We start from the raw sequence: 13,208 nt of genomic DNA on the forward strand, positions 1-13,208 counted from the left end.
GCAGGAGTGCAGAGGACGCAGTCCTTTGCCCCAGTGATATGATGCTGTGCGTCATATCCTACTGGGTATTATCTGGCGCAAAATGGCGGCAGATCCAGCAGCTCCGCTGCTGCGCACTCTCCCGGCAAGCTGTTGAAATGAAAGAAGCCTCCGCTAAACTTTATACCAAAATCGGGGAAAAGTAATCAAAACAGGTTCACTTAGGGGGCCAATAATAGGCCTACGAAGCCCACGACTTTTGCAATTTCAGGTGCTATGATAATTACAGAGATGCAGCATCTTAATGATTCCCCGCAAAGAAAGAATAGCGATGCAACAAGAAATGGGAACGATGCTTCCTACTTTCACCGAAAATTAGGAACTCTCAGTTCCTGTTCGATTCCAAGTTTCTCTGTTATACTTTTCTTGCAGAGCGAAAGCAAACTCTTCTAAGCGGAAAGCGACAAACGCCATGATCTCCCACTGAGGGAAGGAGCGATAGGTCACTTTCTTTGCAGTATGACAACCACATAAATCCTTTTCTGAAAGGACTACCTCTCGATTCCGAGAGAAGATTTCAAGACACGGTCTTGAAATGCGAGACCCGTTGCTTAGAAGAATTGTATCACTCCTGTGATTTGATCGCACGAGTGACCGTACAAAAAAATATAGGAAAAGAGGGATGTCTATCTGAAATTGACACGACACAATGGACGAGCCGGAACCCACGGCACCTACAACCCCAAGCACAATGACCGGAGTTTCGACCTTGCCAACAGTGCGCATATCGACCCGGAACGAGCCAAAGGCAACATCTACTGGGACTGCTTCCACGGCTTCCGTTCGGCTCTCGATCCGCAAGACCCGGACGATCTGGCCGCGACCTTCTCGGAGGTAGAACGACAATTTTACGAGAGCAGCTATTCGGAGTTCATCGAAAAGCAGAACGAGCGCAACGCCAAAATTCGGCACACGGAACGAAACCGCAGCATTCCCGACCTACTGTCCAGCCGCAAGACCTGCCCGGAGGAGACCATCTACCAGATGGGTACGCTGGACGAACACGCCTCCGCAGAGGACTTGATGAACATCGTCACAGAGTTCATTGAGGAGTTCAAGGTCAAGTATGGCGAACACGTTCATGTACTAGACTGGGCGCTGCATCTGGACGAAAGCACACCCCACATCCACGAACGCCATGTGTTCGACTGCGAGAACAAATACGGCGAGGTGGCACCCCATCAGGAAAAGGCATTGGAAGCACTGGGCTTCGAGCTGCCTGACCCGGACAAGCCCCTCAGCCGCCGCAACACCCGCAAAATCACCTTTGATGCCGCCTGTCGGAAGATGCTGTTTGAAATCGCCAAGCGGCACGGGCTGGAATTGGAGGAAGAAGCGGAGTACGGCAACCGCAAATATCTGGAAAAGCAGGATTTCATTCTTGCCAAGCAGAAGGAACAGCTTGCCATCCAGCAGAGCAAACTGGACGAATTGACCCTGAAAGTTTCGGATATGGAGACCTTGCTGGAAGATGTTTCGGCTGCGGCCTACGACAAGGCGGTGGAGGTCGTGACGGACGTGGTACGCACCGAAACCCGCAAGGAAGATATGCGGATGATCGAGGATACGAAAAGGTGGGTACTGTCCCCAGAGCGCAAAGCACCACAGGCTACACGGGAGTACACCGCCAAGCATCTGGATACCGTGTTGGACAAGTTTCTCAAGACCATGCAGACCACCGCTGCACGTCTGCAGGAAAAGCTCCTGAGACCGGAAGTCCGGCAGAAAGGCAAAGAACAGGTCAAGGAGAAAGCACGGGATTCCGTTCTGCAACTGCTGAATCGCTTGCAGGCAGAACAGGCACAGCGGAAGCCCGGAGAACCGCATCTTGCGGAAAACTCGAAAAGTCGTTTTCAATAATAGTACGAGGTGATGTTTATTGAACAAAGAAGTCGACGAAGAACGTACTCCCAGAACCGTTGCGGACGTAAAAGAAATGCTGACCAAGCACTCCAACGGCGAGATCCAGCGGACGATCCAAAACTGCATCACGATTCTGCAGAACGACCATGTGCTGGCTGATGCCATCCGGCTGAACCTGTTGAGCGAGCGCATCGACATCGTAAAGCCTGTAGGTTGGCCCCGCTCTGGCAAGACGCTGAACGATACCGACATGAAGTATATTCTGCGCCGGATGGAGAAATACGGCATCTCCAGCGAAAAGAAAATCGAATCTGCTATCCGTATTGTTGCAAACGAGAACCGCTACCATCCCATCCGAGATTACCTGAACAGCCTAAAATGGGATGGGACTGAACGGATTCCCCATGTCCTGTACCATTTTCTCGGTGCTGCGGAGGACGAGTACACTTGCGAAGCTATGAAGATATTCCTGCTGGGAGCCATCAAGCGGGTGTTCCAGCCGGGATGTAAATTTGAAACCATGCTCTGTCTGGTGGGCGGGCAAGGTGCAGGAAAGTCCACCTTCTTCCGGCTGCTAGCGGTCAAGGATGAGTGGTTCTCGGATGACTTGCGGCGGCTGGATGATGACAACGTGTACCGCAAGCTGCAAGGTCACTGGATCATCGAAATGTCGGAGATGATCGCCACCGCCAATGCCAAGAGCATCGAGGAGATCAAGAGTTTTCTCAGCAAGCAGAAGGAAACCTATAAAGTTCCCTACGAGACCCATCCTGCCGACCGTCTGCGCCAGTGCGTCTTTGCCGGTACGACCAATCGGCAGGATTTTTTGCCCCGTGACCGCACAGGCAACCGCCGCTTCATCCCTGTTCCGGTGGATGCGGAACTGGCTGAGACCCACATTTTGGACAACGAGGAGGATTCCCGTGCCTATATCGACCAGCTTTGGGCAGAAGCCATGACGATTTACAACAGCGGCAACTACAAGCTGGCGTTCAGCCCCGCCATGCAGGAAACGCTGCAAGCCCATCAGCAGGACTTTATGCAGGAGGATGCACAGGCGGGCATGATCTACGCATTTCTGGAGGACTATACGGGTGACCGGGTGTGTTCCAAGCAGCTCTATGCGGAAGCACTGGGCAACACCAATATCCCGGCAGAGTGGGAGACCCGCGCTATCTGCGAGATCATGAACACCGGCATTTCGCGCGGCGATATCCAAGGCTGGCAGGCGCACAAGACCGCCAAGCGTTACCCGAAGTACGGTGTTCAGAAAGGCTGGGAGCGCGTAACCAGCCCCGAAACCGGGGCTGAAGATTTCTCCGAAATAACGGATGCGGAAGCCCAGCAACTGGGATTTCCCTTCTGATGGACAGCGGTTACACGGTCAGTTACAGGTTTGGTTACGCTGCAGTTACAGCGCAAAAACCGCATGATTGCTGCGTTTTTCGCTTTCTGTAACCATGTAACCTTAAAAAGATAAGAAAAAGTATAAAGTCCACCGAATGTCCTGCGTACAGAAAAAGAGAGTTTTCCTGCCTGGTTACAGGCGTTCGGTTACAAGGAATTGGAGGTCTGCCTATGAAGGAAGTTCGCGTTTGCAAAGCAATGAAGTCCCCGGTGGGGACTTTAAGCGATGAAATGGTCTTGCATCAGCAAGATGGAGGGACCAAGTCCCGACAAGTTCCGATCTGGGAAAAGAGCAATCTGACGCTGGAAGAAGCTGCGGCTTATTCCGGCATTGGCATCAATAAACTGCGTGAGATCACCAACGAGGATAAGTGCAAATTTGTCCTTTGGGTGGGCAACAAGCGTTTGATCAAGCGCCGTCTGTTTGATTGCTTTATCGAGCAGGCGTATTCTATTTGAGAATGATGCAACGTCTTTTCTATTCGATATCGGTGGAAATCGCATGGTCGGTATGGTATACTAAAATTAACCCCTATATGCGCTTTTCACAGAAAGGAGTTTCTAAATGTCTGAAAAGCGCAAAGATAGCAAGGGCCGTGTTTTGAAGGATGGCGAAAGCCAGAGAGCAAACGGCACCTACGACTATCGTTATACCGATATCCACAAGAAACGGCGTTGTATTTACGCTAAATCCCTGACAGAGCTGCGGAAAAAAGAGGAAGAACTGTGGCGCGATCTGGCAGACGGGATCGACTACATCGCCGGGGAGATGACAGTGGCTGATCTGGTTGACCGCTATATGAACCTGAAACGTGGGTTGAAACCCAATTCACTTCGGTCGTACAACACAGCGGTCAAGCGGATTCATGCTGACCCTTTCGGGCAAAAAGCCATCAAAACGGTAAAATTGTCCGATGCGAAAGGCTGGTTCGTGTTTCTGCATGACAGCGGTTTCAAGCAAAACACCATAGGAATCCTGCAAAGCGTTGTCAGACCGGCGTTTGAGATGGCGGTAGAGGATGACATTATCCGCAAGAATCCGTTCAAGTTCAAGCTGTCGGACGTTGTGCCGAAGGACGCTTATGTGCGCAATGCCCTGACCAGAGAGCAGCAGGAGAAATATCTGCAATTCGTTCAAGACTATGGCGGCAACTATTATGATGATATCGTCATTCTTATGGGAACCGGCTTGCGTGTGAGTGAGTTGTATGGCCTGACACGAGCAGATATCGACTTTGAACGGCACTGTATCCATGTCCGGCGGCAGCTTTGTCGGACGGCTGAAAAGCCCTATTTTGTCACACCGCCGAAAACAAAAAGCGGTATCCGCAATGTTCCCATGACAGATACCGTTTGTGCAGCGTTGCGGCGTGTAGTAAAAGCCAGAGCGTCCACGAAAGTGGAAGCGCTGGTAGATGGTTGCAGCGGATTTCTCTTTCTGGACAAGTCCGGAATGCCGAAGGTGGCAATGCACTTGGAAAACTATATGCGTGGCGTGCAGGGAAAGTTTGAGAAGGCATACGGCAAACCTGTTCCGCGCATTACACCTCACGTGCTGCGACACACCTTCTGCACCAATGTTCAGCAGGCCGGGTTGGATGTGAAGAGCCTGCAATACCTGATGGGACACTCCAATGCCAGTGTGACGCTGGATGTCTACACGCACAGCAGCTTTGAATCGGTTGAAAGGGCCTTTGAACAAATCGCCGGCAACCTGTGATTTTCGACGTATGAAGCGGAATTGCTTACGCCAAAACTTACGCCAATCACCCGGTAAGTGGCGTAGATTTGCGTAGAAAAGCGTGGATCATGCAAAAACGGAGAATCTGGAAAAATCGGCTTGTGGCCTTGATAATTCTACAAAAGTCTACGTTTCCCGATATTCGTGATTCGGCTCCAAAAGTGTGGTTTGGAAGGGCGGCATGTACTAAGCCGCACCGGCTCCCCATACCAATTCAATACGCCGCAGAAGGCAGAACTTCCCACCCGGGAGGCTCTGCCTTCTTTTTTGTTGACACCCTTTCCAAACAAGAGTACACTTAGAAAAATTGTTTTTGGGAAAGGAAACACCAATGAACACTGCCGCTTTTACCGCCTACCGCGAAAAAGTTGTGTCCAACTGTGCCCGCGTCATTGTGGGCAAGGAGGATGCTACCGAGAAAATTCTGGTCAGCTTCCTCTGCGGAGGCCATGTATTGCTGGAGGATAAGCCCGGCACCGGCAAAACCATGCTCCTGCGTGCATTTGCGCGCACGGTGGGCGGGGGCTTCAAACGGGTGCAGTTCACACCCGACCTGCTGCCCTCCGATCTGACCGGCATCAATTTCTACAACCAGAAGTCCGGTGAGTTCGAGTTCCGGCCCGGCCCGCTCTTCACCAACTTTGTGCTGGCGGACGAGATCAACCGTGCCACGCCCCGTACCCAGTCGGCCCTGCTGGAAGCCATGGAGGAAAGGCAGATTACCGTGGACGGCGTGACCAGCCGCCTGGCTGAGCCCTTTATGGTGCTGGCCACCCAGAATCCGCTGGAATCCTTTGGCACCTTCCCGTTGCCAGATGCCCAAATGGACCGTTTTTTCATGCGGCTGTCGCTGGGCTATATGACCCGGGAGCAGGAGCTGGAGGTGCTCTCCCGCCCCTCGGCCCAGACCGTGCTGAACGAGCTGCAGGCCGTCGTCACTCCCGAGGAGACCGCATACGTCCGCACGGCTTACCGGGAGGTCAAGGTCTCCGAGGAGGTCAAGCACTACCTTATGGACATCGTGGAAGCCACCCGCACACAGAGCGGCTTTGTCAGCGGCGTATCTACCCGCGGTGCGCTGGCGCTCTATCAGGCTGCGCAGGCGTATGCCTCCTTGCAGGGCAGGGAATACGTCATCCCCGAGGACATCAAAGGGCTGGCCCCGGCGGTGCTTTCTCACCGCATTTCTCTGGGCAGCAGCATGAACGCCGAAGCCGCCGCTCTGCGGATGCGCAAGCTGTTGGCCGAGATCACTGTGCCGCTGGAGAGTGCGGAATGAGCGCCGTCATCTTCGCGCTGCTATTGGTGGCCACAGCCCTTGGGCTGGAGCGTTACAGCACAGTCCACAGCCTTGACGATGTGCAGGGGCGGCTGGAAGTGGAGGATCATCTTGTGGAAGCCGGGGAGCCCGCCGTGATCCACCTCGTTGTCCGGAACAGCGGCCCCCGTTGGAAGATGTTCCTGGCGGCAAAGCTCCACCTGAACAAGGAGTTTCTTCCCTGCGCGGAGCATCACATTACGCAGGATCAGACAGGTTGGGGCCACACGGTGCGGTTCACCACCTGGCTGCGCCCGGGGCAGGAGGCAGATTTCTCCACCGCTCTCAGGCTGGAACGCCGGGGCCGCTATGTGCTGGAACCGATGCAGGTCATCGGCGGCGACTTTCTGGGTCTTGTGGAACAGTCCCGCACCGAGCGGGGCTTCCACGAGCTCATTGTTCCACCCAGGGAGTGCACTCTGCCGGAACTGGAAGAGATGCTGGGCGGTTTTCTGGGCGAGCTTTCGGTGAACCGCTATCTCTACGAGGATCCTATTCTCACGGCGGGTTACCGTCCCTACACCAGCGGTGACCCCATGCGTTCCATCGCCTGGAAGCAGAGCGTCCGGGGGCAGGGGCTTATGGTCAAAAAGTGGGATTACACCACTGAGCCCCGGGCAGTGGTGCTAGTCCATGCGGATACCAAGGATTACGACCACCCGGAACCAGCGGAGCTCTGCTACTCCATGGCCCGCACAATCTGCCGGAGGCTGGAAGAAAAGGCGGTGTCCTACCGCTTTGCGGCAAACGCTGCCTTTGATCTGCTGCTCAATGCGGCTCTCTCCGGTGAGGAGTGGAGAAAGCCGCTGGAAACCCCGCAGGGCTACGGCCCCGAACACTACCGCAGGGTGTTGGAAATTCTGGGCCGCGCCACCGGACAGACCGCCCTTTCCTGTGCGCGGTTCTGCGCCGAATACTACCACCCGCAGGAGCAGGTCGGCTGCATCGTGGTGACAACGGAGCCGGAAGAAGCTGTGCGTGCTGCCGTGCGGCCCCTGCCTGGCATTCCGCTGCTGGTGCTCACTCCGGAAATGGCCGTAGAGACGGTCCAGACAGGGGAGGCGGGCGCATGATGTTCTTACATGCCCTGCGCCTGGCAGGTGATCTGAGCTTTTACTATGCCTTTGCGGGCTTTTTTGCCGCCAGCTTCGGTGGGACACCCATGCCGCTGGTGCTGGTCTGGCCTGCCCTCTGCTTTGGTCTGGCCTCCTGCTTTGAGGGCAGCCGCCCCCTCCGCACCACTCTTGCGGCCCCGAGCGCGGCGGCGCTGCTCCTCCTGCCTACAGGGGCGGACAAGTTCTGCTATTTCCCGGCGGCAGTCTATCCGGTGCTGCTGGCCTACACCGGCGATTTTACCCTTTCGCCGATGCGGCAGGCCGAGCGCCTGCGCTGGCTCTGCCGGGTATGGCCCTTCTTTGCAGTGGCAATGTTGCTGTGGAACGCCAACGCGGTGCTTTCGGCGGCCCTGCCCTTTGCAACGGCGGCAGCGGTGCTTCTGGTGGGGTTCAACCGCACCACCCGGCAGGACCCGGAGATCTCCACCCGGCCGGGCTATCTGCTGCTTTCCGGCGGCGTGCTGGCGGCGGTGTGCGCAGGGCCGTTCCTGCTCAGCCGCAGTGTTGTGGTTGCCGGTGCAAAGGAGGCTGCGTCTGCCGTTTACTTTGACGGGATCGTGCCGGTGCTGCAGCTGTTTTTGAACAACATTGTGGTGCAGGGTGTGACTTGGCTGTTCCACGGCATCCTGCAGTTTATCCACTGGCTCTTCACCCTCTTTCCGCCCAAACCGTTGGAGCGCACCGAGATCGTTTCTACCGATGAGGTCATCGCCAACGCCCAAAAAGCCGCCGAGGACGCAGAACCGCTCATCGACGGGATGTTGATGCTGACCGTGCTCGGTATCCTGCTGGCGGTCCTCTGTGCGGTGCTGGCGGTGCGGCATTTCCTGCGCCAGAAGTTCCGGCACACGGACACTGCCTGCACGGACACCACTGTGCGGCGTAGCACCCATAAGCGTACCCGCCGCTGGCCCGGGCTCTTCCTCAGCCCGGTGGACAAGGTGCGGCGGGAGTATGCCATCTATCTGGACCACTGCCAGCGCCACGGCGTGACCATCCTGCGGGGCGATACCAGCCTTGACCTGACCGGCCGCGCTTTCGGTATGGACTTTGCCGCCGAGGCCGAGCTGCGCCAGATCTACCTCAAAGCCCGCTACAATGGCACCGCCACGGCCGAGGATGCCGCCCGCGCCGCTGAGCTCGTCCGAAAAATCTGCTCCTGAACGCATCAATGCCCCCTTTCCTGCCCATCCTAAGCGGGAGAGGGGGCGTTTTCATGTCCGGCAAACGGGTGCTGGCCCTGTATGGGGCCTTGCTGTTCTGCTTTGCGGCGGTGGTCTGCCGCCTGTACTGGCTCTGCTCCGACACGGCCTACGGGGTCCGGGCGGCGGCGCAGAGCGTGGTCACCCTCCACCTGCCCGCCCGGCGGGGCAATTTTTATGATCACAGGGGCCAGCTCCTCACGGGGCAGACCACCCGCTGGATGGCCCTCTGCGTGCCAGGCGAAGGCAGCTATGCCCGCCTGTTCGCCTACACCGATGCCGCCGGGCAGGCGACGCTCTACCAGAAGCGGAACGCCGCATCCCCGTTTCTGTTGGAAGTGGACCGGGATGTTTCCGCGCTGGGCGTTTCCTGCTGGCCAGCGGCACGGCGAAGCTCTGCCGCCCCGCTGGCAGTGCAGCTGCTGGGGTATCTCGATGGCGAGGGCCATGGTGCTGCCGGGCTGGAAGCCGCCTTTGACGAACTGCTCACCGGCAGCGGGGCGGGGGATACCCTGCTCTGCACCGTCAACGCCCAGGGAAAGCTGCGGGCCGAGCCTGCCCTCATCCCCGCCGACAGCGGGGCCGTGGGGGTGCAGCTGACCCTTTGCCGGGAGATCCAGCAGACCGCCGAAGCTGTGGCCAACGAGACGATGCAGAGCGGCTGCATCCTGGTGCTGGACACCGCCAACGCCAAGGTGCGGGCCTGCGTCAGCCGCCCCGGCTATGACCCGGAGAACATTTCGGCCAGCCTGAACGCCCCGGACAGCCCCCTGCTGGAACGGGCGTTCCAGTGCTATGCCGTGGGCTCGGTGTTCAAGCCGGTGGTGGCGGCAGCGGCGCTGGAGGCAGGGGAGAGCGGCTTTGTCTACACCTGCCCCGGCTGGTGCGCGGTGGATGGCCGGATCTTCCGCTGTGCGGGCGGCATCCCCCATGGCGAGGTGGATCTGGCCGGCGCGCTGGAAAAGAGCTGCAACGGCTACTTCATCCGGCTGGGGCAGGCGCTGGGGGCCGATGCCGTCCGCGCCATGGCAGAGCAGCTGGGCTTCGGGCAGGCGATCCCGCTCACCGATGCCCTGCACACGGCGGCGGGGGTCCTGCCGGAGCGGGAGGCTCTTGCGTCCAGCGGGGCCTACGCCAATTTCTGCTTCGGGCAGGGGGAGCTGCTGGCATCCCCCCTGCAGGTCGCCGCCATGATGAACACCATTGCCTGCGGGGGGATCTGCCGCACCCCGCTGCTGCTGGAGACCACTCTGGACGAGACCACCGGCACACCCCTCACGGCGCTTTCCCATGTCCGGAGCAGGCGGGTGCTCACAAAGCGCACCGCCGCCGCCCTGCAGGCCCTGTTGGCGGGTGTGGTGGCCGGGGGCACCGGCCATGAGGCCGCCCTGCCCGGCCAGACCGCGGCAGGCAAGACCGGCACGGCCCAGACCGGTCAGTTTTCCAGCGGCACAGAGCTGAAAAATTACTGGTTTGCGGGTTTTGTCCCGGCAGAGCAGCCCCGCTATACCATCGTGGTGCTGCAGGACACGCAGGCCGAGCCTGCCTTTTCCAGCGCGGCCATCTTTGCCCGGGTGGCGGCAGGGCTGGAAATTCTGGCCCCGTAGCCCACGGTTTTTCTTGCATTTCCCGGGTTTTTGTGCTATCATACACTTGTATTTGTATGCAGTCTCTATGAAACTAAAGATAAAAGGAGCGTTCCATCCATGTCTGTCATTGAAATCGTCGGCGGTGCCATCCTGCTGGTCGTCTCGGCCGTCATCATCCTCCTCACCCTGATGCAGCACACCCACGGTCAGGGTCTGGCCGGTGCCATCAACGGTGGTGTGGGCGGTGCCAACAATGCACGCCTGACCCCTGCGGATCAGATGCTGGCCAAGGTGACCCGCATTGCAGGCATCGTGTTCTTTGTGGTGGCTATCCTGGCCTGTGTGTTCGCCAGCCGTCTGGCCTGAGCACCCGTGTACAGCCCCGTGTAAGGCGGGGCTGTTTTTCTGTCTGCAACCTTTAGTGGGAAAGATGTCGTCCGGGTTCCGTTGGAGAATGCCGGAAAAGTGTTAAGGAGAAAAATATGTCATTACGCGATAAAATTGAACATGCCATCCAGAACCAGCCCTGCATGGTCAAGGACCTCAAGGCAAAGTTCGGCGGCGACCGTTCCGCTGACCGCAAGGTGATGGAGGCTCTGGACGAGCTGGTGCACGACGCTGTGGTCTGCCAGAAGTCCGGCGTGTTCTTCACTGCCCGCTCCGGCCGTGCCGAAAAGGCCCTGCTCTGCAAGGTGGTCAAGTTGGGCAAGAACTTTGCCTTTGTGATGCTGGAGGATGAATCCGGCGATATCTTCATCCCGGGCCGCTTCACCCGCGGTGCCATGCCCGGCGACTCCGTTCTGGTGGAAAAGTTTGCCCACCCCCGGGTGGAGGGCAGCGATGAGGGCGAGATCCTTGCCGTGCTCGAGCAGAAGAACGACATGGTGGGCACTGTCCGCCGCATCGAGGGCCGCCTGAAGTTCGTGCCCGATGACTGCCCGGCCATCTCCATGACCATCCAGCGCGACTGCGAGGGCGGCGCGAAGGACGGCGACAAGGTGGCTGTGGAGATCCTGCAGCGCGGGACCCGGCAGGAGGATCACCGCGTGGGCGTTTCCATGCGCTTTGGCAGCTGCGAGGAGGCCAAGCGCTGCGCCAAGGCCCTGCTCTATGCCAAGGACATCCACACCCGTTTCCCCGAGAAGGTGCGGGACGAGGCCAAGAAGTTCGAGGACATGACCGTGTCTGAGGAGGACTGCAAGGGCCGCATGGATCTGCGCGCTCTGCCCATCTTCACCATCGACAGCGCCGAGACCAAGGATATCGACGATGCCGTCAGCCTGACCCGGCTCCCCGGTGGCGGCTATGAGCTGGGCGTTCACATCGCCGATGTCTCCCACTACGTCAAGCCCGGCAGTGAGCTGAACGAGGAAGCCTTCAACCGCGCCACTTCGGTCTACTATGCGGATCAGGTCGTGCCCATGCTGCCCAAGAGCCTTTCCAACGGCATCTGCTCCCTGAACGAGAAGGAGCTGCGCCTGGCGTTCTCCTGCCTGATGCGTCTGGATCAGGACGGCAACCTGACCGACTACAAGTTCGTCAAGTCCATCATCTGCAGCCGGGTCAAGGGCGTGTATTCTGAGATCAACGCCCTGCTGGCCGGCACTGCCGATGCCGAGACGCAGGCCAAGTACGCCGAGGTGCTGGATCAGCTGCCCGCCATGAAGGAGCTGTACGCCCACCGCGCCCGCCTGCGCAAGGAGCGCGGCTGCATCGATTTCGAGAGCGGGGAAGTCAAGCTCATTCTGGATGAGAACGGCCACTGCATCGATGTGAAAAAGCGCACCTCCGGCGAGAGCGAGGCCATGATCGAGGAGTTCATGCTGCTGGCCAACCAGTGCGCCGCCCACTTTGCCCGGGTCAAGCAGATCCCCTTTGTCTACCGTGTCCACGAGGAGCCCAACGGCGAGAAGCTGGAGCGCCTGCACAGCCTGCTGCAGGCCTGCGGCATCAACGACCACTTTGCCAAGGAAGTGCCCACCCCCAAGGAGCTGAGCGCCATTCTGGAAGGTGTGCGCGGCACCCCGTTTGAGCAGATCGTCAACACCGGAATGCTCCGCTGCATGTCCAAGGCCTGCTATGAGGAAAAGCCCAAGGGCCACTATGGTCTGGTGCTCAAGGATTACGCCCACTTCACCAGCCCCATCCGCCGCTACCCGGATCTGGCCATCCACCGCATGATGACCGACCTGCTCAGCGGCACCGACAAGGAGACCATGATCGTCCGCTACACCGATTTCGCGGAGAAGGCCTCCAAGCAGTCCAGCGAGCGGGAAGTGCTGGCCGTTCAGATCGAGCGCAAGGCCGAGGATTACTACAAGGCCGAGTACGCCCGCCGCCATCTGGGTGAGTGCTACGAGGGCATCATCTCCGGCGTGACCCAGCGCGGCATCTTCGTGGAGCTGGAGAACGGCGTGGAGGGCTTTGTGCCTGCTTCCAGCCTGACCGCCACCGGCACCACCCTCACCGAGGGCATCCGCCTTTCTGACCCCGCCTCCGGCAAGACCTGGAGCCTGGGCGACAGCATGATGATCACCATCGTCCGCGCCGATATCAACCTTGGCAAGGTCGATTTTGAGGTGGCACCCGAAACAAAATAACTGATAAAGAAACGCAAGCGTTCACCTTCCCTGGAGGGTGAGCGCTTTTTTTGTTGGACTAAACCCCTCAGGCGCTTTGCGCCAGCTCCCCTAGTAGGGGAGCCCTTGGCATAATGGTGCAGTCTGTGCGGAAAGGGGGACTTGCAAAGCTTTATGCAATGCCAAAGGCCCCCCTATTAGCGGGGGCTGTCACCGCAGGTGACTGGGGGGTTATACACAGTTTCGCCATATTTCCGACAATGGTTGTGTTTTGTATAAATTTTATACACTGTTCAGGATTTGTTTGTTGTTCTGAAAAAACCACTGGGGTATACTAGGCACAACGAAAGGGAAG

10 protein-coding genes are annotated in these 13,208 nt (G+C 58.2%); all 10 read left to right on the forward strand.

Going from position 1 to position 13,208, the window contains the following annotated elements:
• Positions 1-675 precede the first annotated feature (675 nt).
• The 10 genes from MTP40_RS06120 to rnr all read left to right on the forward strand — a co-directional run bounded on the left by MTP40_RS06120 (position 676) and on the right by rnr (position 12,874).
• A complete protein-coding gene (locus tag MTP40_RS06120; RefSeq protein WP_249260002.1) occupies positions 676-1,899 on the forward strand; it encodes a hypothetical protein in 1,224 nt (407 codons plus the stop codon).
• Positions 1,900-1,975: 76 nt separating this feature from the next.
• On the forward strand, positions 1,976-3,268 hold the full coding sequence (locus MTP40_RS06125) for a virulence-associated E family protein (protein WP_249260088.1): 1,293 nt from the start codon (positions 1,976-1,978) through the stop codon (positions 3,266-3,268).
• A 212-nt stretch (positions 3,269-3,480) separates the two neighbouring features.
• The gene (locus MTP40_RS06130; RefSeq protein ID WP_442900445.1) at positions 3,481-3,768 is read left to right on the forward strand and encodes an excisionase; all 288 of its coding nucleotides are present in this window, start codon (positions 3,481-3,483) and stop codon (positions 3,766-3,768) included.
• 106 nt (positions 3,769-3,874) lie between these two features.
• Complete coding sequence (locus MTP40_RS06135) at positions 3,875-5,029, forward strand: site-specific integrase (protein WP_249260003.1); 1,155 nt, start codon at positions 3,875-3,877, stop codon at positions 5,027-5,029.
• A gap of 352 nt (positions 5,030-5,381) precedes the next feature.
• On the forward strand, positions 5,382-6,329 hold the full coding sequence (locus MTP40_RS06140; RefSeq protein WP_098922558.1) for an AAA family ATPase: 948 nt from the start codon (positions 5,382-5,384) through the stop codon (positions 6,327-6,329).
• On the forward strand, positions 6,326-7,441 hold the full coding sequence (locus MTP40_RS06145; protein WP_249260004.1) for a DUF58 domain-containing protein: 1,116 nt from the start codon (positions 6,326-6,328) through the stop codon (positions 7,439-7,441). Before MTP40_RS06140 ends, MTP40_RS06145 begins: the two co-directional genes overlap by 4 nt.
• Positions 7,438-8,646 carry a hypothetical protein gene (locus tag MTP40_RS06150; RefSeq protein ID WP_249260005.1) on the forward strand — a complete coding sequence of 403 codons (1,209 nt, stop codon included), beginning with the start codon at positions 7,438-7,440 and terminating at the stop codon, positions 8,644-8,646. Before MTP40_RS06145 ends, MTP40_RS06150 begins: the two co-directional genes overlap by 4 nt.
• Positions 8,647-8,699: 53 nt before the next feature.
• Entirely contained in the window at positions 8,700-10,292 is a 1,593-nt protein-coding gene (locus MTP40_RS06155; protein WP_249260006.1) for a peptidoglycan D,D-transpeptidase FtsI family protein, read from the forward strand.
• A 99-nt stretch (positions 10,293-10,391) separates the two neighbouring features.
• Complete coding sequence (secG, locus tag MTP40_RS06160) at positions 10,392-10,640, forward strand: preprotein translocase subunit SecG (protein ID WP_005932601.1); 249 nt, start codon at positions 10,392-10,394, stop codon at positions 10,638-10,640.
• Positions 10,641-10,756: 116 nt separating this feature from the next.
• Entirely contained in the window at positions 10,757-12,874 is a 2,118-nt protein-coding gene (rnr, locus tag MTP40_RS06165; protein WP_156066139.1) for a ribonuclease R, read from the forward strand.
• Positions 12,875-13,208: the final 334 nt, after the last annotated feature.

Origin of the sequence: Faecalibacterium sp. IP-3-29, from assembly GCF_023347335.1 — a bacterium.
Lineage (GTDB): Bacteria > Bacillota > Clostridia > Oscillospirales > Ruminococcaceae > Faecalibacterium > Faecalibacterium duncaniae.

Excerpts from the sequence above, each read along its gene's own strand:
- MTP40_RS06130 (WP_442900445.1), top strand. The coding sequence starts at position 3,481 with ATGAAGGAAGTTCGCGTTTGCAAAGCAATGAAGTCCCCGGTGGGGACT.
- MTP40_RS06135 (WP_249260003.1), top strand. The coding sequence starts at position 3,875 with ATGTCTGAAAAGCGCAAAGATAGCAAGGGCCGTGTTTTGAAGGATGGC.
- MTP40_RS06155 (WP_249260006.1), top strand. The coding sequence starts at position 8,700 with ATGTCCGGCAAACGGGTGCTGGCCCTGTATGGGGCCTTGCTGTTCTGC.
- MTP40_RS06140 (WP_098922558.1), top strand. The coding sequence starts at position 5,382 with ATGAACACTGCCGCTTTTACCGCCTACCGCGAAAAAGTTGTGTCCAAC.
- MTP40_RS06125 (WP_249260088.1), top strand. The coding sequence starts at position 1,976 with ATGCTGACCAAGCACTCCAACGGCGAGATCCAGCGGACGATCCAAAAC.
- MTP40_RS06150 (WP_249260005.1), top strand. The coding sequence starts at position 7,438 with ATGATGTTCTTACATGCCCTGCGCCTGGCAGGTGATCTGAGCTTTTAC.
- MTP40_RS06145 (WP_249260004.1), top strand. The coding sequence starts at position 6,326 with ATGAGCGCCGTCATCTTCGCGCTGCTATTGGTGGCCACAGCCCTTGGG.
- secG (WP_005932601.1), top strand. The coding sequence starts at position 10,392 with ATGTCTGTCATTGAAATCGTCGGCGGTGCCATCCTGCTGGTCGTCTCG.
- rnr (WP_156066139.1), top strand. The coding sequence starts at position 10,757 with ATGTCATTACGCGATAAAATTGAACATGCCATCCAGAACCAGCCCTGC.